A 17,708-nucleotide genomic window follows, 5' to 3' on the forward strand; every position below is an offset into this window, starting at 1 on the left:
AGCCTGTGGCGGTGGTGGAAGCGCCGGGCACGGCCGGACGCGGAAGTTTTGCGCTATTTTACGCTGTTGCAGGGCAAGTCCGAGCGCCGGCCGCTAATCCGGTATAATTATCGAACGGTCGTACTTTTATGTGCGCCCTATCTACAGACACAGCATGTGGCGCCATCTGCGCCACTTTCAAGGCAGGCATCCGATGAAACCCATGAAACTTTCCCGTTCCGAATTCATCAACATCCGCGGCGCCCGTACGCATGTGCGCCATTGGGGCCGCGAAGGCGCGCCCATCCTGTTCATGGTGCACGGCTGGATGGACGTGGCCGCCTCGTTCCAGTTCGTCGTCGACGAGTTGCAGGGCGACTGGCACGTGATCGCGCCCGACTGGCGCGGCTTTGGCCTCAGCGACTACACGCAATCGGACACCTACTGGTTCCCCGACTACCTGGCCGACCTGGACGCCATGCTGCTGCATTATTCGCCGGACGCGCCCGTCAACCTGCTGGGCCACAGCATGGGCGCCAACGTGGCCGGTCTGTACGCGGGCGTGCGCCCGGAGCGCATCAGCCGCTTCATCAACCTGGAAGGCTTCGGCATGATGGCAACGCAGCCGGAGCAGGCGCCGGGCCGCTACGCCAAGTGGCTGGACGAATTGCGCGAGCCGCCCACCATGCGCAGCTATCCTTCGCAGCGCGCCGTGGCCGAGCGCCTGCAAAAGACCAATCCGCGCCTGCCGGACGAGCGCGCCGCTTTCCTGGCCGAACACTGGTCGGCGCGCAACGAGGCGGGTGAGTGGGATATCCTGGGCGATCCGCAGCACAAGCGGGTCAATCCCATCCTGTACCAGGTGGAAGAAGTGATGGCGTGCTGGCGCCGCATCACGGCGCCCGTGCTGTGGGTGGAGGCCGATGACACGAATATGTGGCAATGGATGGGGCCCAAGGAACAGGCGCGCATCGAAATCGACCGGCGTTTGGCCTGCATCAAGGATGTGCGCTGCGAGATGATGGCGGATGCTGGCCACATGCTGCATCATGATCAGCCGCAGGCACTGGCGCGGCTGGTGGAAGCGTTTTTGGCCTGATGTGTGTCGGGAACGCTGCAGCGCGATTGGCCAAGCAGCGTACAATGAAAACTTCTTCCATGCTGAGCCCGTGCAGGGTATTGTTTTCACATGCTTAAAGTCGACCTGCATTGTCATTCGAATATCTCCGACGGCGTGCTGTCACCGGCCGCCGTGGCCGCTTACGCGCGCAAGGCGGGCGTGGACGTGTGGGCGCTGACGGACCACGATGAAGTGTCCGGCGTCGCCGCCGCGCGCACGGCCGCGCTGGACCTGGGCATGCGCTTCGTGGCCGGCGTGGAAATTTCCATCACGTGGGCCGGTGAAACCGTGCACATCGTCGGCTTGCAAGTCGATGAAAACAATCCGGGTCTCGTGCAGGGCTTGCACCGCACGCGTTCGGGGCGCGACGCGCGCGGCCGCGAAATCGCCCGCCAGTTGGACCTGGCCGGCATCCCCGACGCCTATGAAGGGGCCTTGAAATTCGTCGGCAACCCGGACCTGATGTCGCGCACGCACTTTGCCCGCTACATCGTGGAAACGGGGAAATGCGCGAATATTCCCGACGTGTTCAAGAAATACCTGTCGGAAGGCAAGCCGGGCTACGTCGAGCACCGCTGGGCCACCCTGGCCGAAGCGGTCGGCTGGATCCGCGGCGCGGGCGGCGTGGCCGTCATCGCCCATCCGGGCCGCTACCGCTTCAGCGACATGGCGCAAGGCGTGCTGTTCGATGAATTCAAGCAACTCGGCGGCGTGGCCATCGAAGTCGTCACGGGCAGCCACAGCCCGGACCAGTATCCGAAATACGCGCAGCTGGCCAACGCCTACGGTTTCCTCGCCTCGCGCGGCACGGATTTCCATGCGCCGGGCGAGTCGCGCGTGGATTTTGCCATGTTGCCGCCATTGCCAGCCAACGTCACGCCCATCTGGCACGACTGGTTTTAGCCTGCAGCCAGGCAAATCTGCTGCGCGGCGCGCTTTGCGGCCGGCGATGCTCACCGTACTCCAGTACGGTTGCGCTTCTCGGCCACAAATCACTGCCGCTCGCGACGATTTTCCTGGCTGCCGATGCGCCGTCGTGTCGCTGCTTGAAATCTGCGTTAGCGTGCATATCTTTTTGTTATTCTTGTTATACATAGTCATCCGGAGCCATCGCCCATGAAACGTATCGTCCTGTTTATTGCAACCAACCTGGCCGTGATGCTGGTGCTGTCGCTCGTGCTCAGTTTGCTGGGCGTGGGCAATCCGGCGCGCGGCAGCACCTTGAACCTGGGCAGCCTGCTGGTGTTTTCGCTGGTGGTGGGCTTCACGGGTTCGATCTTTTCGCTGTTGATCAGCAAACCGATGGCCAAGTGGAGCACGGGTGCGCGCGTGATCGACAATCCGACGTCGTCGACGGAGTTGTGGCTGGTCAACACCGTACGCGCGCTGTCCGAGCGGGCCGGCATCGGCATGCCGGAAGTGGCCGTGTACGAAGGCGACGCGAATGCGTTTGCCACGGGCGCCTTCAAGAATTCGGCGCTGGTGGCCGTCTCCACGGGCTTGCTGCAAAGCATGAACCGCGATGAAGTGGAAGCCGTGCTGGGCCACGAGATCGCCCACGTCGCGAATGGCGACATGGTCACCTTGACCCTGATCCAGGGCGTGGTGAATACCTTCGTCGTCTTCATGGCCCGCGTGGTAGGTTTCTTTGTCGACAATGTCCTGTTGAAAAATAACAACCGCGAAGGCGGCGGACGCGGCATCGGTTACTTTGTGACCGTGATGGTGTGCGAAGTGATCTTCGGCTTGCTCGCTTCCATCATCGTGGCCTGGTTCTCGCGCCAGCGCGAATTCCGCGCCGACGCCGGTTCCGCCAAGCTGCTGGGCAGCCCCACGCCGATGATGCATGCGCTAGCCCGCCTGGGCGGCGTGCCGCCGGGCGAATTGCCGCAATCGATGCAGGCGCTGGGCATCAGCGGCGGCAATGGCGGCTGGGGCGCGCTGTTCGCCACCCATCCACCGCTCGAACAACGCATCGCCGCGCTGCGCAGCGTACAATAATGCCAACTTAACAAGCTGGTTCGCCAGAACGCTTACACATGAGTCAATTTTTTCATATTCACCCCGACAATCCGCAATTGCGCCTGATCAAGCAGGCGGCGCAGATCATCCAGTCCGGCGGCGTGGTGGCCTTGCCCACCGACTCCTGCTACGCGCTGGTGTGCCAGCTCGACGACAAGGGCGCTGTCGAGCGCCTGCGCCGCATCCGTGGCGTGGATGAAAAGCACCATTTGACCTTGCTGTGCCGCGACTTGAGCGAGCTGGGCGTGTATGCCCGCGTGGACAACCGCCAGTTCCGCCTGCTCAAGGCGGCCACGCCCGGCGCCTACACGTTTATTCTGGAAGCGACGAAGGAAGTGCCGCGCCGCCTCAGCCATCCTTCGCGCAAGACCATCGGCCTGCGCGTGCCGCAGCACCGCATCGTGCAATGCCTGCTGGAAGAGCTGGGCCAGCCGCTGCTGGGCGCGACATTGACCTTGCCGGGCGACGAAGACAGCTTGACGGATGCCGACACGATCCGCGAACGGCTGGAAAAACTGGTCGACCTGATCGTCGACGGCGGCGTCTGCGCGCATGGTCCCAGTACCGTGATCGACCTGACGGGGCCGGAGCCGGAAGTGGTGCGCGTGGGGCGGGGCGACCCGGCCGTGCTGGGTTTGTAGGCGGCATCGCACGCCCGTGCTGGCGCCGGTCTTCACCTGTTCTTAATGACAACGTAAGAAAGAGCCTAGTTCGCCTCTGGTAGAATCGCGGTCATGAGCGATTTCAATACGATAGTCCAGACCGTTGCGGTCTACCTGGTGCCGGTGCTATTTGCCATTTCCCTGCATGAGGCGGCGCACGGCTACGCGGCCCGCTATTTCGGCGACCCCACGGCCTCGAACGAGGGCAGGCTGAGCCTCAATCCCATGCGGCATATCGACCCTTTCGGCACGATCTTGCTGCCCTTGATGCTGTATTTCACGATCCAGGTGCCGTTCGGCTATGCCAAGCCGGTGCCCGTCGATTTCAGCCGCCTGCGCAATCCGAAGAAGCAGATGGCCTGGGTGGCGTTTGCCGGGCCTGGCGCCAATTTCGCCATGGGCCTGGGCTGGATGATCGCCTTTGTCGTGCTCAGCGTCTTGCCGCCGACGGAGATGGGCATGTTTTTCCGCAAGATGGCGGGCGCCGGCGTCAGCGTGAATGCGGCCATGTTCGTCTTTAACCTGATTCCCGTGCCGCCCCTCGATGGCGGGCGCATCATGACGGGCTTGCTGCCGATGCAGCTGGCGCGCCCTTACGCCAGCATCGAGCGCTACAGCCTGTATGTGTTCGGCGCCCTGGTGCTGCTGATGTACACGGGCATCTTGAATCGCGCCTTGCTGGCGGCGATCGAATTTGTCATCGGCATTTTTGTCACCCTGGTCACGCCCCTGACGGCGATATTGACTTGATGCCCGCAACTGGATGTACGCACATAATTGATGGAAGTACCGATGCAAGTAACTGAACCAATATTAGAAACCGAAGCGATTTCCGGCTGGCTGCGCCGCTGGGCGCCCCTGATCCCGGGCGGCGAGGTGCTGGACCTGGCCTGCGGCGCAGGCCGCCACGCGCGCCACCTGGTAAGCCTGGGCCACCCCGTGATCGCGCTCGACCATGATCCGGAAATGCTGGAAAAGGCGGCTGGCACGGGCATCACCACTTCGCTGGTGGACCTGGAAGCGCCGGGCGCCGTGTGGCCTTTCGCTCCCGGCCGCTTTGCCGGCATCGTCGTCACCAATTATCTGCACCGGCCGCTGCTGGAAGCCATGGTGGCCAGCCTGGCGCCCGATGGCGTGCTGCTGTATGAAACGTTTGCCGAGGGCAATGAGCAGTTCGGCAAGCCGTCGAATCCGAAATTCCTGCTGAAGGAAGGCGAAATGCTGACCTGGGCGGTGCAGCACGGCTTGCGTGTGGTAGCGTATGAGGATGGGCGCGTGGAACAGCCAAAAGCTGCTCTGGTGCAACGAATTTGCGCTGTCCGGCCGGATTTTCCACGGTTGGCAGCCCTGCTGCCGACGTTTTGAGCGGCCATACTATGTCAGAATGCACCACAGGCGCGGGCTATCCGCTACAATCGTTGTTTTATTTATCGGCGCTATAAACTTACTATGATCAAGGGCAGCATTGTAGCAATCGTCACCCCGATGCACGCAGACGGCAGTCTGGACTTTCCAGGTCTGCGCAAGCTGATCGACTGGCATATCGCCGAGGGTACAGACGGCATCGTCATCGTTGGCACGACGGGCGAATCGGCAACAGTCAGTGTGGAAGAACACTGCGAACTGATCCAGTTGACCGTCGAACATGCCAAGGGACGCATTCCTATCATCGCCGGCGCCGGAGGCAACTCCACGGCCGAGGCCATCAAACTGACGCGCTACGCGAAAGAAGCGGGCGCCGATGCTGTCTTGCAAGTGGTGCCGTACTACAACCGTCCTACCCAGGAAGGCATGTACCAGCACTTCAAGGCCATCGCCGAAGCCGTCGACATTCCCGTCATCCTGTACAACGTGCCTGGCCGTACGGTTGCCGACATGAGCAACGAGACCATCGTGCGCCTGTCCGCCATCCCGAATATCGTCGGCGTGAAAGATGCGACCGGCAATATCGGCCGCGGCATCGACCTGCTGCGCCTGGTTCCAGCGGACTTCGCCGTGTACTCGGGCGACGATCCGACGGCCATGGCGCTGATGTTCTGCGGCGGCCACGGCAACATTTCCGTGACGGCCAACGTTGCGCCACGCGCCATGCACGAACTGTGCGTGGCAGCCATGGCGGGCGAGCGCGCCACGGCGATTGCCATCAATAACAAAGTGTTCCCTTTGCACCAGAAATTGTTTGTCGAGCCCAACCCGGTGCCCGTCAAATGGGCGCTGGCCGAAATGGGCCTGATGCCAGCCGGCATACGCTTGCCACTGGTGCCGCTGGCTGAAAATTGCCATGCCACCGTGCGCGATGCCTTGCGCGACGCTGGCATCCTGTCTTAAGCCGAACTTCAAGCCCGGGCTTGACCAGCCCGGACCTTTCCTGATTCCAGCTGCTACTTAGCTTCTTATCCAGTTACGACATGACTAATTGCAAGAAAACCAAACCGGCGCCTGCCACCATCGCCGTCCGCGGCATCGTCATCGGCGCCGTCGCAGCCAGCCTCGCGGGCTGTGGCATGATCAGTTCGGTAGTCGGCGGCGACAAGGTCGACTACAAGTCGGTCAAGAAAGCCAGCACCCTGGACGTGCCGCCTGACCTGACGCAATTGCAGCAGGACAACCGTTATTCCTTGCCGGATTCGAAAAACGGCGTGGCCACGGCTTCCGGCTACAACGCGCAGCGCAACGCCACGGCCGGCACGCCCGTCATCGTGGGCGCCGACGGCGTGGTGGGTGTCGTGCCCGTCACGGCCGGTGGCGTGAAGGTCGAGCGCGCGGGCAACCAGCGCTGGCTGGTCGTCAAGCAGTCGCCTGAAGTGCTGTGGCCGCAACTCAAGCAATTCTGGGAAGATTCGGGCTTTACCGTCGCCATCGACCAGCCTACGGCTGGCATCATGGAAACCGAGTGGAACGAAAACCGCGCCAAGCTGCCGCAAGACTTTATCCGCAATACCATCGGCAAGGCCTTCGATTCGATGTACTCGACTGGTGAAAAAGACAAGTTCCGCACCCGCGTGGAGCGCCTGGCCGATGGGTCGACCGAGATCTACATCAGCCACCGTGGCGTGGAAGAGGTCGTCACGGGCCGCGACAAGGAAACCACCACCTGGACCGCGCGTCCCAACGATCCGGGCCTGGAGGCGCAATTCCTGGCCAAGCTGATGACGCGCCTGGGCGCGGCCAGCGATGAAGCACAAGCGAAGACAGCCGTTGATGGCGCCATCGTGCAGCCGCTGCACGCCAAGCTGGTGGGCGACGCCGCCACGCCGGCGCGCGCCATCGAAGTCGATGAAGGTTTCGACCGCGCCTGGCGCCGTGTCGGCCTGGCGCTGGACCGCGTCGGCTTCACCGTGGAAGACCGCGACCGCACGCAAGGCACGTATTTCGTGCGTTACGTCGATCCGGACGCGGTCAAGAAAGATGGTTTCTTCTCGAAACTGTTCAGCTGGGGTTCGTCGTCCGACAAGGACAAGGAAGCGCAGCGCTACCGCGTCCTGGTCAAGGCCGGCAATGGCTCGACCAGCCTGGTCAGCATTCTCAGTAACGAAGGCCAGCCCGATGTCTCGCCAGTGGCCGAGAAGATCCTGGGCTTGCTGAACGAGCAGCTGAAGTAAGCGGTGCATTCGCGGCGGGTATCGCAACCTGCCGCGCAATAAAAAAGGCTGATCCGGGAAACCGGCGCAGCCTTTTTTATTGCCTGCGTCCGGCTTATATCCTGCGGATAAAACGCCGGACGCAAAAAAGCCGACCCGAAGGTCGGCTTTTCCTAGTGCAGGGTGCTAAATTACTTAGCAGCCGATGCAGCAGCCGAAGCAGCCGAAGCAGCGTCGGTAGCGGCCGAAGCGGCAGCCGAAGCAGCAGCAGCAGCGTCGGTAGCGGCCGAAGCAGCAGCGTCAGCAGCAGCAGCTGGAGCAGCTTCAACTGCTGGTGCTGGTGCTGGGGTTTCAACTACTGGTGCTGGTGCAGGAGCTTCTTCTTTTTTGCTGCAAGCAGCCAGAGCAACAACCATCAGGGAGGCGATCAGCAGGGATTTTTTCATTTGTTTTCCTTAATTATTTCAAAAAATAAATCAATATTGTTGCGATGAATAATTACCGGTAATTATCGCTCGTTAGGTCGTCTTCGAAGGCTTTTCGTACCAGGTGGTGCCTGCCAGACAACGGAAACTTCCTAACCGAATATTATAGCGATTTTTGGTGCGTCGCAATAGGAGCAAGAGGCAAATTCGCAACTATTTTGTGATATCGCAATATTTGCCGAAGCAAATTGCAAGCAAGTGTAAGCGATTTGCGAAAGCGCGACAAAACGATATAAAAATAATATGTTTTATTGCGCTAACGCAGATGCTGTTATTTTACCTACTGTAATACCACTTTGCTACGCCGCCCCCATTCAAGCCAGTTCGAGCCAGCCATCCTGATACCACGTATATAACGCATCCATCACGTCATCGGAAGCCTGGGCCACGGCGGCGCCATCGAGGGCGCGTTCGTTGGCCAGGGTTTCCAGGGCCGCTTTATCGGCCTTGCCAATGGCAAACGATTCGCCATTGATGAAGACATTCTTGCCACGATACAGCATCAGGGTCTTGCGCGACAACACGACACCCTTTTTCTGTGCGGCGTCCGCGAAGCGGCCTACCGTCAGCGGCTTGGACAGCGGCGTGAAAAATACATTGTGTTTCGGTTCCGACAGGTGTTCGCCGAGGAAAATGGTCACGTCTTCTTCCGTGAAGCGCACCTTGTTCATTTCTTCCGCAATGGTGCTGAGCATTTCACGGGGGATTTCCGCCGGTTTGCCCGACGCTTTCAAGTCCGGATCGCTGTAAATGCCTGGCAAGTCGATCGAGTCGGCCATGAATTGCAGGAACGCTTCGCCCAGCTCCTGGAACGTGGGCGAGCGGAAGCCGATCGAATACGTCTGGCAATCGCCGATGGCCACGCCGTCGTGCGCGTAGTGGGGCGGCAAATACAGCATGTCGCCCGGTTCCAGCGTGAATTCTTCATCGGGCGTGAAGTTGCTGAGGATTTTCAGCGGCAAGCCGTCGATCAGGCTCAGGTCTTTCTGCGCGCCGATGCGCCAGTGGCGCTTGCCCTGGCCTTGCAGCAGGAATACGTCATAGGAATCGAAATGCGGGCCCACGCCGCCGCCATCGGTGGCGAAGCTGACCATCAGGTCGTCCAGGCGCGCGTCCGGCAGGAAGCGGAACTGGCGCAGCAGGGCGTCAGCCTTGGCGCTGTGCAGGTTGGCGCCCTGCACCAGCAGGGTCCATTCCTTCTGTTTCAGCGAGGGCAGGCTGGTTAGTGGACCTTGTTGCATGTTCCAGTGGCCATCCGCATGGCTGACCAGGCGCGATTCGACGTGATCGAGGGTAGCCAGCTCGGCCAGGGCCTTGAAATCGAACAGCGCCTTGAAGCCAGGCACGGCTTGACGGATCAACAAGGGTTTTTTATGCCAGTAGTCGCGCAGGAATTGCGCCGGCGTGATATCGCCGAGGAGAGTTAATGTTTTCATGCGCCCATTATAACAACCGGAAATGCAGGAATGCGCCTGCCGTTGGCGGCGTGAAGGTATAATTTGCCAGCTTATACAATGAAAGGAAGCATAATGAAGATTGCCAAAAATACGGTCGTGACTGTCAACTACAAACTGTCAGACGCGCAAGACAATCTGATCGAAGACGGCCGTCAGCCGATGGTCTACCTGCACGGTGATTATGAAAACACCCTGCCGAAGATCGAAGAAGAGCTCGACGGCAAGGAAGTTGGCTATTCCAACACGATCCAGATCGAACCGGATGATGCTTTCGGTGAATACGATCCAGCCCTGGTGAAGGTCGAGCCGCGTAATCGCCTGCCTGAGCCGCTGGAAGTGGGCATGCAGTTCGAAGGCATGCCGGAAAGCGATTCGCCGGATGAAGAAGCGATGATCTTCACGGTCACCGATATCGCCGACGACAAAGTCGTGCTGGACGGCAACCATCCACTGGCCGGCATCGCGCTGCGCTTCTCGCTGACCGTCGCCGACGTGCGCGAAGCCACCGAAGAAGAAATCGCCCATGGCCACGTGCATGGCGCACACGGCCATGACCATGGCGATGAAGATGATGAAGGCGAAGGCGAAGAGGGCGATCACTTCCGCACCCACCCTATTCATTAACACCTGACCAAACCTACTGCGCGGCGCGCTTTGCGGCCGGCGATGCTCACCGTACTAGAGTACGGTTGCGCTTCTCGGCCACAAATCACTGCCGCTCGCTACGGTTTTGTCAGGCGTCGTGACGTCTGTTGTTTGTTAGATAAAGGCTGGCTGCGTGCCGGCCTTTATTTTATCGGCGCAGCGTCGACGCCTTGGTTCGCGCTTGCGTCGATGGCCGCGTGGCCCGTTGACGTACCTCAAAGAATGGGGTCTTGCCGGGCCGGACGGCGATGGCGGACCAGTCGTTGTCGATGCTGACGTGGCCCAGGTTGCCTTTCCAGCTGATTTTCGGCCCGCCTGCCCTGGCTGCGGCTTTTTTACTTTTTCCCTCCTTGCCATCCGCGTCGCCATCGCGCTGCGTATCGACCAGTAACACCTTGCCGCTGAACTTCTTCGCCAGGGTGCGGATTTGCTTGCGCGGTCCGGCAAAGCCATCCTGTTTCGAACTGAAGCTGGGCAGCAGCGAATTGTCGTCTTCATCGAGCACGCCCACGTCGCCATCGGAAAACAGCACGATGCCGTCGAGCTGCTTGCGCTGCGCCATGGCGAACAATCTCTGCAGCCAGGAACGGTTGGCGACCAGGCGGTCTTCGAATTCGCTGTTGCGTCCCGCTTCCGGCAGGAAATGGTTGTTATTCGCCGGCAGATTCACGGTGGCAAACAATACGCCGCCGTATTCCCAGTGGGCATTTTCCGCATAGCTGCGGAATTTTGCCGTCGATGACAGTCGCGACAGGGTCAGCTTGTGCTGGCCCAGGCTCTGGTCATCGGCGAAATACACGTCGCGCAAGCGGTTCAGGCGTTCGATGGCGTTGACCCTGCCGCGCGAATTGCGGCAGTTGGCCCAGTCGCTTGCCGACAGCGAGACGATCAGCGGCGGGCCGCTGGCGTCGAGCAAGTCCTTGCGCTGGCCATACAGCTTGTCGCTGCACGATTCGCTGGCGGCCTTGATGCCGGTGGCCACGACGAAGGATGCATTGAAGGCGCTCGTGTCGGCGATGGCTTTTTTCAGGGGGCCATCGTCCGGCCCTGCGTTGAAGGAGTGGCCCAGCACGGCAAACTCGAAGCCGGCCTGGTCGGCGGGGGCCGCCACCGCCGCTTGCCATGGCAGGCTGGCAGCGAGCAAGCCGGCGGCCAGCAGGCGTATCGAGCTGCGCCGGCAGGTCATGCGGCGGCCAGCCGTTTCAATTGATACAGCTGCTCCAGCGCGTCGCGTGGCGTGAGCGCGTCGGGATCGAGGTCGGCGATGGCGTCGAGCAAGGCTTGCTGCGCCGCGTTCAGCGCGGCCAGCGGCGCCGCCGCTTCCTCTTCTTCCTCTTGCGCATACGGATCGGCGGAAGGCAGCGCGAACAGGTCGCGTTGCGGCGTGGCGTCGAGCGCCTGCGCTTCCAGGCGCGCCAGGTGCTTGCGCGCCGCCTTGATCACGGGCTGCGGCACGCCAGCCAGTTGCGCCACCTGCAAGCCATAGCTTTGCGAGGCGGGACCGGCTTGCACGGCGTGCAGGAAGACGATGCTGTCCTTGTGCTCGACGGCGGACAAATGCACGTTGGCGGCGCTCGGATGACTGTCCGGCAATTGCGTCAGCTCAAAGTAATGTGTGGCAAACAGGGTGAAACTACGGCTGGTGTCGATCAAATGGCGCGCGATGGCCCACGCCAGGGCCAGGCCGTCGAAGGTGGAGGTGCCGCGGCCCACTTCATCCATCAGTACCAAGGAATGCTCGGTGGCGCCGTTCAGGATGGCGGCCGATTCCGTCATTTCCACCATGAAGGTCGAGCGTCCGCCCGCCAGGTCGTCGGTGGCGCCGATGCGCGTGAAGATGCGGTCGATGGGGCCGATGGTGGCGGACGCTGCCGGCACGTAGCTGCCCACGTAGGCCAGCAGGGTGATGAGTGCTACCTGGCGCATGAAGGTCGATTTACCGCCCATGTTCGGGCCGGTGATCAACAGCAGCCGACGCTCGTTGACGAAGCGGCAATCGTTGGCGATGAAGCGTTCGATCTGCTTTTCCACCACGGGGTGGCGGCCTTCGACGATGTTGATGCACGGCTCGTCGACCAGTTGCGGCGCGGCCCAGTTGTGCTGCTGCGCATGTTCCGTCAGCGCGTTCAGGGTGTCGAGCTGGGCCAGACCCTGCGCAATCGTCTGCAGGGTGCCGATGTGCGGCGCCAGTTCGGCCAGCAGCAGGTCGTACAGCATCTTTTCGCGCACCAGCGCCTTGTCTTGCGCCGACAGGGCCTTGTCTTCGAACACTTTCAGTTCGGGCGTGATGTAGCGCTCGGCGTTTTTCAAGGTCTGGCGGCGGCGGTAGTCGTCCGGCACCTTGTCCGTCTGGCCGTGCGTGACTTCGATGTAGAAGCCATGCACCTTGTTGTATTCGACGCGCAGGTTGGCGATGCCCGTGCGGGCCCGTTCGCGCGTTTCCAGGTCGAGCAGGAACTGGCCCGCGTTTTCCGACAGCGCGCGCAATTCGTCGAGTTCCGCGTCGAAACCGGTGGCAAAGACGCCGCCGTCGCGCACCATGGCGGCCGGTTCCTGCGCCACGGCGCGCACCAGCAAGTCCAGGCAGGCGGTCGGCGTGGCCAGGGCAGCATGGATGGCGGCCAGCAAGCCGCTTTCGCCGCCCTGGCCATGGCCATAACAACGGACCACGTCGCCGCGCAGTGCCGGCAGTTGCAGCAAGCCGTCGCGCAGGGCGGCCAGGTCGCGCGGACGCGCCGACAGCAGGGCGATGCGCGTGGTGATGCGTTCGATGTCGGGCACTTGCGCCAGCGTGGCGGCCAATGGCCCCGCCGCTTCGCTTTGCGCCAGCGCGGCGATCGCTTCATGGCGCGCGCGGGCCACGTTCTGGTCGCGCCGCGCATGGTGCAGCCAGTGGCGCAGCATGCGCGAACCCATGGCCGTGCGGCAATGATCCAGCAGGGAAAACAGTGTCGGCGATTCCTGGCCGCGGATGGTTTCCGTCAATTCCAGGTTGCGCCGCGTGGCCGCATCCAGGCCGATGAATTCGCTTTCCGTTTCCGTGATCAAAGAGCGCACGTGCTGCAAGCCGCGGCCCTGCGTCGATTGCGCATAGCGCAGCAGCGCGCCGGCCGCGCCGAATGCGGCGCCGAGGCCGTCGGCGCCAAAGCCCGTCAAGGTCGCCACGCCCAATTGGTCGAGCAGGGCCTTGTGGCCGCCCACCACGTCGAAATGCCAGTCCGGCACGCGGTTGATGTGCGTGCCCGCGTAATCGTCGAACAGGTTGCCATTGTCGCCGCTGAGAATCTCGGCCGGCACGATGCGTTCCAGCTCCTGCTGCAGGCGCGCGGCCACGGTGGCGCTGTCGCCGGAAAACTCCATCAGCTTCAAAGCACCGCTGGCCAGCGACAGCCAGGCCAGGCCAGTGGTGACCGTCTTGCGCTGCGTGATGCTGCACATGGCCAGCAGCGGGCGCTCGGCCTTCTCGGGCAGCAAGTCCGCATCCGTCAGGGTGCCGGGCGTGACGACGCGCATGACTTTGCGCTCGACGGGGCCCTTGCTGGTGGCCGGATCGCCGATCTGTTCGCAAATGGCCACCGACTCGCCCAGCTTGACCAGCTTGGCCAGGTAACCATCGAGCGAATGAAACGGCACGCCACACATCTTGATAGGGTTGCCGCTGGCCACGCCGCGCGCCGTCAAGGTAATGCCCAGCAGGCGCGAGGCTTTTTCCGCATCCTCGAAAAACAGCTCGTAGAAATCGCCCATGCGGTAGAACACCAACATCGTCGGGTGGTTTTCTTTAATGCCAAGATATTGTTGCATCATTGGCGTAAGCTTTTCAGCGGAATTCTTCTTTGCCGCGGCGGCGTTGATTTCTTTTGGGACGGTGGTCATGTGTTCTTTGTCGTTGGTCCGGCGGCGGGAAACGCATGCCTGCCGGGCTGTGGGTGGTGCTGTGTGCGTGCCAGGCCGCGCCAGGGGGGCGGAGCTTGGGTTCAAGGCCGTCATTTTACCGCTTTCGGCGGGCGGGGCGGCGTATTGCGTGCGGATGTGAAAAAGCCGCGCCGGTGGGGTGGCGCGGCTTGGAGTGTTAGGGGGCGGCACTGTCCGCGCAGCGCTTGTGCCAGGCCCCAGCTGTTACATGTCGATCGAACCGCCCACCGAGCTTTCCGGCAGCAGTCCGCCCGATACTTCTTCGATTTCGTTGACGTTTAATTCTTGCATGGTATTTACCTCAGTTTTCAAGATTAAGATGAACAAGTCGCACCTATAGGATGCATGGCCGGGTCTTTCTGTGCCCGTATGGACTACAGCTCGACGCTGCCGCCCACCGACGCTTCTGGCAGCAAGCCGCCCGATACTTCTTCGATTTCGTTGATGTTTAATTCTTGCATCGCTAACACCTCACAATTAAGGCTTGCGAAATTGCAAACCTAATCCATCGTAAAACAATTCTTGCCGCATGCCAAGAGTTAAGCGGCTGCCTGGGTTTCCTGCATCACATCCTGCACGATTCCCCTCTGCTGCAATGCCACCACCCGCTGCGCCAGCGTCCACCGAGGTAGTGAAGGCCGTCGGCATGGTGGCGATTTCCGCATCATAGCTGTCGCGCCGGCTTCTCAGCAGGGTAGAAACAACTTGCTGGGCGGCGCTGCTGCGCTCGCCCGACAGCACGAACAGCACCTCGCCCGCGCGCACGGCCTGTCCCTCCTAGACGCGCACCCCGGCGATGACGCCCGCCTGGCCCGGCATGACGCGGATCACGCCGCTGATCGGCATCAGCACGCCCTGCGACTGCGCCTTGCGCGTGGTGCTGAAGAAGATGAAGAACGCGACGATGGCCAGCGCGATGGCGAGGAACAGCCAGGTCAGGAATACATGGCTGACGGGCCGCGCCAGCAAAACCATATCGTACTGCTTGTTGCTCAGATGCTCGATGGCTTGCTTGCGGAACAGGGGCTGGACGGGCGGGGCGGGGTTGGTGGTGGCGGGAGCGCTGGGTTGGTCACGCAAGATGATGGATTTTTCAGGGAATGAAGGGGGACGCTAAGGACGGAGGCGTATTCGCAGGCTGGCTGTTTGTCCGTGAACTGATCAGTGGAGCCGCATCAACGCATCCTGTTGCGGCTCCGGATTGTCAGCGCGGAACATTGTTGATGTTTTGTGTCTTACCAGTCAGTATTGCCGCCAACGGAGCTTTCAGGCAACAGTCCACCCGCAACTTCGTCGATTTCGTTCGTGTTTAATTCTTGCATGCTCTGCTCCTTGGTAATGTCATAAGATTTACGTTTTTTGAAACAAAGACATCGATTTATGAAAAAGATTTCCATTTATCAAAAAACACACCACAGCTTGCTCGACTCCTATCGTTCAGGCGTGATGTGCCTCGTTGTCTTAACCCCAGCCAGTGTCACCACCCATTGAGCCTTCAGGCATATTTCCACCGGATACTACTTCGATTTCATGGATTTCTAATTCTTGCATTTTGTTTCCTTGTTGATGAAGTTGCTTTTCATATGGAATGATGCGTATGGCAAGTCGCGCGCATGCTGGATAATATCAACCCCAGCCCGACGACCCGCCAACTGAAGATTCTGGCATGTTCCCGCCGGATACTACTTCGATTTCGTTGACGTTTAATTCTTGCATGGAATTTACCTCGGTTTTCAAGATTAAGATGAACAAGTCGCACCCACAGGATGCATGGCCGGGTCTTTCTGTGCCCGAATGGATTACGTCTCGACGTTGCCGCCCACCGACGCTTCCGGCAGCAAGCCGCCCGATACTTCCTCGATTTCGTTGATGTTTAATTCTTGCATCGCTGTCACCTCACAATTAAGACTTGCGAAATTGCAAACCTAATCCATCGTAAAACAATTCTTGCCGCATGCCAAGCCTTAAGCGGCAGCCTGGGTTTCCTGCATCACATCCTGCACGATTCCCCTCCGCTGCAATACCACCACCCGCTGCGCCAGCGTCTACCGAGGTAGTGAAGGCCATCGGCATGGTGGCGATTTCCGCATGCGCGGCGGCCAAGTGCGCGCAGACCTGGAAGGTTACTGGCGCGACTGCTGCAATTGCGCGTCATAGCTGTCGCGCCGGCTTTTCAGCAGGGTCGAAACAACCTGCTGGGGCGCCCCCGCATTGGCACTGCTGCGCTCCCCCGACAGCATGAACTGCACCTCGTCCGCGCGCACGCCCTGTCACTCCTAGACGCGCACCCCGGCGATAACGCCCGCCTGGCCCGCGATGACGCGGATCACGCCGCTGGTTGGCAGCAGCACGCCCTGCGACTACGTCTTGCGAGTGGTGCTGAAGAGGATCTGTAAAACGAGGACTCTGTGGGGTTGCAATCAATGGAGTTAAATTTAGCCGCCTGTATCGCCGCCGACGGAGCTTTCAGGCATGTTTCCACCGGATACTTCTTCGATTTCATGGATTTCTAATTCTTGCATTTTGTTTCCTTGTTGATGAAGTTGCTTTTCATATGGAATGATGCGTATGGCAAGTCGCGCGCATGCTGGATAATATCAACCCCAGCCCGACGACCCGCCAACTGAAGATTCTGGCATGTTCCCGCCGGATACTACTTCGATTTCGTTGACGTTTAATTCTTGCATGGCATTTACCTCAGTTTTCAAGATTAAGACTAACAAGCTGCACCGATGAATATCGGCGCAACGTGGATGTATGTCGGTGGAATGGCGTAGCAAACCACTACAAGGCGGCTACTTAGCCCACGTCTAATGTGCCGCCCACCGAGCTTTCCGGCAGCAAGCCGCCGGCGACTTCCTCGATTTCGTTGACGCTTAATTCTTGCATGGTATTTACCTCAGTTTTCAAGATTAAGATGAACAAGTCGCACCTACAGGATGCATGGCCAGGTCTTTCTGTGCCCGTACGGTTTACGTATCGGTGTGGCCACCTATCGACGCTTCCGGCAGCAAGCCACCAGAGACTTCCTCGATTTCGTTGATGTTTAATTCTTGCATCGCTATCACCTCACAATTAAGACTTGCGAAATTGCAAACCTAATCCATCCTAAGACAATTCTTGCCGTATGCCAAGCTTTAAGCGGCGGCCTGGGTTTCCTGCATCACATCCTGCACGATTCCCCTCTGCTGCAATACCACCACCCGCTGCGCCATCGTCCAGCAAGGTAGGAAGGCCGTCGGCATGGTGGCGATTTCCGCATGCACGGCGGCCAAGTGCGCGCAGACCTGGAAGGTTACTGGCACGACTGCTGCAATTGCGCGTCATAGCTGTCGCGCCGGATTTTCTGCAGGGTGGAAATAACCTGCTGGGGCGCTCCCGCATTGGCACTGCTGCGCTCGCCCGACAGCACGAACAGCACCTCGCCCGCGCGCACCGCCTGTCCCTCCTTGACGCGCACCCCGGCAATGACGCCGGCCTGGCCCGGCATGATGCGGATCACGCCGCTCGTCGGCAGCAGCACGCCCTGCGACTGTGCCTTGCGTGTGGTGCTGAAGAAGATGAAGAAGGCGACGATGGCCAGCGCGATGGCGAGGAACAGCCAGGTCAGGAATACATGGCTGACGGGCCGCGCCAGCAGCACCGTACCGTACTGCTTGTTGCCCAGATGTTCGATGGCTTGCTGGCGAAACAGGGGCTGGACGGGCGGGGCGGGGTTGGTGGTGGCGGGAACGCTGGGTTGGTCACGCAAGATGATGGACTTTTCAGGGAATGAAGGGGGACGCTAAGGACGGGGGCGTATTCGCAGGCTGGCTGTTTGTCTGTGAACTGATCAGTGGGGC

At 60.6% G+C, this 17,708-nt stretch carries 18 protein-coding genes; 9 read left to right on the top strand and 9 right to left on the bottom strand.

The features are described from left to right. Positions 1-202 precede the first annotated feature (202 nt). From OX459_RS04625 to bamC, 8 genes are all read left to right on the top strand, one after another. The gene (locus OX459_RS04625; RefSeq protein WP_289904009.1) at positions 203-1,078 is read left to right on the top strand and encodes an alpha/beta hydrolase; all 876 of its coding nucleotides are present in this window, start codon (positions 203-205) and stop codon (positions 1,076-1,078) included. 90 nt (positions 1,079-1,168) lie between these two features. Beyond that, entirely contained in the window at positions 1,169-2,002 is an 834-nt protein-coding gene (locus OX459_RS04630) for a 3',5'-nucleoside bisphosphate phosphatase (RefSeq protein ID WP_289904010.1), read from the top strand. A gap of 213 nt (positions 2,003-2,215) precedes the next feature. Then, positions 2,216-3,100, top strand: coding sequence for a protease HtpX (gene htpX, locus OX459_RS04635; RefSeq protein WP_099666947.1), 885 nt, complete (start codon positions 2,216-2,218; stop codon positions 3,098-3,100). A 38-nt stretch (positions 3,101-3,138) separates the two neighbouring features. Continuing rightward, positions 3,139-3,762, top strand: coding sequence for an L-threonylcarbamoyladenylate synthase (locus tag OX459_RS04640; protein WP_077407642.1), 624 nt, complete (start codon positions 3,139-3,141; stop codon positions 3,760-3,762). A 93-nt stretch (positions 3,763-3,855) separates the two neighbouring features. Then, positions 3,856-4,533, top strand: a complete 678-nt coding sequence (locus tag OX459_RS04645) for a site-2 protease family protein (RefSeq protein ID WP_289904011.1) — start codon at positions 3,856-3,858, stop codon at positions 4,531-4,533. Positions 4,534-4,575: 42 nt separating this feature from the next. After that, positions 4,576-5,148, top strand: coding sequence for a class I SAM-dependent methyltransferase (locus OX459_RS04650; protein ID WP_099666949.1), 573 nt, complete (start codon positions 4,576-4,578; stop codon positions 5,146-5,148). Positions 5,149-5,232: 84 nt separating this feature from the next. Next, entirely contained in the window at positions 5,233-6,111 is an 879-nt protein-coding gene (dapA, locus tag OX459_RS04655; protein ID WP_099666950.1) for a 4-hydroxy-tetrahydrodipicolinate synthase, read from the top strand. An 80-nt stretch (positions 6,112-6,191) separates the two neighbouring features. Continuing rightward, a complete protein-coding gene (gene bamC, locus OX459_RS04660) occupies positions 6,192-7,385 on the top strand; it encodes an outer membrane protein assembly factor BamC (protein ID WP_251350384.1) in 1,194 nt (397 codons plus the stop codon). 170 nt (positions 7,386-7,555) lie between these two features. Here the strand turns inward: bamC and OX459_RS04665 are convergent, their stop codons facing one another. Together OX459_RS04665 and OX459_RS04670 are read right to left on the bottom strand one after the other, a co-directional pair. Next, the gene (locus tag OX459_RS04665) at positions 7,556-7,810 is read right to left on the bottom strand and encodes a hypothetical protein (RefSeq protein ID WP_034783358.1); all 255 of its coding nucleotides are present in this window, start codon (positions 7,808-7,810) and stop codon (positions 7,556-7,558) included. 353 nt (positions 7,811-8,163) lie between these two features. Next, positions 8,164-9,285 (bottom strand): cupin domain-containing protein, encoded by a 1,122-nt coding sequence (locus OX459_RS04670; protein ID WP_251350385.1) that lies wholly within the window; start codon positions 9,283-9,285, stop codon positions 8,164-8,166. A 93-nt stretch (positions 9,286-9,378) separates the two neighbouring features. On the opposite strand from OX459_RS04670, the gene OX459_RS04675 reads away from it, so the two are divergent. After that, the gene (locus OX459_RS04675) at positions 9,379-9,930 is read left to right on the top strand and encodes a peptidylprolyl isomerase (protein WP_099666953.1); all 552 of its coding nucleotides are present in this window, start codon (positions 9,379-9,381) and stop codon (positions 9,928-9,930) included. A gap of 169 nt (positions 9,931-10,099) precedes the next feature. Here OX459_RS04675 and OX459_RS04680 read toward each other — a convergent pair whose 3' ends face one another. The 7 genes from OX459_RS04680 to OX459_RS04710 form a co-directional block, all read right to left on the bottom strand. Beyond that, positions 10,100-11,137, bottom strand: coding sequence for a hypothetical protein (locus OX459_RS04680; protein WP_289904012.1), 1,038 nt, complete (start codon positions 11,135-11,137; stop codon positions 10,100-10,102). Continuing rightward, complete coding sequence (gene mutS, locus OX459_RS04685) at positions 11,134-13,827, bottom strand: DNA mismatch repair protein MutS (RefSeq protein WP_289904013.1); 2,694 nt, start codon at positions 13,825-13,827, stop codon at positions 11,134-11,136. The genes OX459_RS04680 and mutS overlap by 4 nt, the downstream gene beginning before the upstream one ends. A 516-nt stretch (positions 13,828-14,343) precedes the next feature. Beyond that, complete coding sequence (locus tag OX459_RS04690) at positions 14,344-14,631, bottom strand: hypothetical protein (protein WP_289904014.1); 288 nt, start codon at positions 14,629-14,631, stop codon at positions 14,344-14,346. A gap of 12 nt (positions 14,632-14,643) precedes the next feature. Then, on the bottom strand, positions 14,644-14,946 hold the full coding sequence (locus tag OX459_RS04695; protein ID WP_289904015.1) for a hypothetical protein: 303 nt from the start codon (positions 14,944-14,946) through the stop codon (positions 14,644-14,646). A gap of 1,043 nt (positions 14,947-15,989) precedes the next feature. Then, the gene (locus OX459_RS04700) at positions 15,990-16,130 is read right to left on the bottom strand and encodes a hypothetical protein (RefSeq protein WP_289904017.1); all 141 of its coding nucleotides are present in this window, start codon (positions 16,128-16,130) and stop codon (positions 15,990-15,992) included. An 873-nt stretch (positions 16,131-17,003) separates the two neighbouring features. Beyond that, positions 17,004-17,171, bottom strand: a complete 168-nt coding sequence (locus OX459_RS04705; protein ID WP_289904018.1) for a hypothetical protein — start codon at positions 17,169-17,171, stop codon at positions 17,004-17,006. Beyond that, positions 17,162-17,617, bottom strand: coding sequence for a biotin/lipoyl-binding protein (locus tag OX459_RS04710; RefSeq protein ID WP_289904019.1), 456 nt, complete (start codon positions 17,615-17,617; stop codon positions 17,162-17,164). Before OX459_RS04710 ends, OX459_RS04705 begins: the two co-directional genes overlap by 10 nt. Between the last annotated feature and the right edge of the window lie 91 nt (positions 17,618-17,708).

It is taken from the genome of Janthinobacterium sp. SUN026 (assembly GCF_030397625.1).
Taxonomy (GTDB): domain Bacteria; phylum Pseudomonadota; class Gammaproteobacteria; order Burkholderiales; family Burkholderiaceae_D; genus Janthinobacterium; species Janthinobacterium kumbetense.

What these genes read in the sequence shown, in the direction of transcription:
- OX459_RS04625 (WP_289904009.1), top strand. Translation starts at nt 203, where the DNA reads ATGAAACTTTCCCGTTCCGAATTCATCAACATCCGCGGCGCCCGTACG.
- OX459_RS04630 (WP_289904010.1), top strand. Translation starts at nt 1,169, where the DNA reads ATGCTTAAAGTCGACCTGCATTGTCATTCGAATATCTCCGACGGCGTG.
- htpX (WP_099666947.1), top strand. Translation starts at nt 2,216, where the DNA reads ATGAAACGTATCGTCCTGTTTATTGCAACCAACCTGGCCGTGATGCTG.
- OX459_RS04640 (WP_077407642.1), top strand. Translation starts at nt 3,139, where the DNA reads ATGAGTCAATTTTTTCATATTCACCCCGACAATCCGCAATTGCGCCTG.
- OX459_RS04645 (WP_289904011.1), top strand. Translation starts at nt 3,856, where the DNA reads ATGAGCGATTTCAATACGATAGTCCAGACCGTTGCGGTCTACCTGGTG.
- OX459_RS04650 (WP_099666949.1), top strand. Translation starts at nt 4,576, where the DNA reads ATGCAAGTAACTGAACCAATATTAGAAACCGAAGCGATTTCCGGCTGG.
- dapA (WP_099666950.1), top strand. Translation starts at nt 5,233, where the DNA reads ATGATCAAGGGCAGCATTGTAGCAATCGTCACCCCGATGCACGCAGAC.
- bamC (WP_251350384.1), top strand. Translation starts at nt 6,192, where the DNA reads ATGACTAATTGCAAGAAAACCAAACCGGCGCCTGCCACCATCGCCGTC.
- OX459_RS04665 (WP_034783358.1), bottom strand. Translation starts at nt 7,810, where the DNA reads ATGAAAAAATCCCTGCTGATCGCCTCCCTGATGGTTGTTGCTCTGGCT.
- OX459_RS04670 (WP_251350385.1), bottom strand. Translation starts at nt 9,285, where the DNA reads ATGAAAACATTAACTCTCCTCGGCGATATCACGCCGGCGCAATTCCTG.
- OX459_RS04675 (WP_099666953.1), top strand. Translation starts at nt 9,379, where the DNA reads ATGAAGATTGCCAAAAATACGGTCGTGACTGTCAACTACAAACTGTCA.
- OX459_RS04680 (WP_289904012.1), bottom strand. Translation starts at nt 11,137, where the DNA reads ATGACCTGCCGGCGCAGCTCGATACGCCTGCTGGCCGCCGGCTTGCTC.
- mutS (WP_289904013.1), bottom strand. Translation starts at nt 13,827, where the DNA reads ATGACCACCGTCCCAAAAGAAATCAACGCCGCCGCGGCAAAGAAGAAT.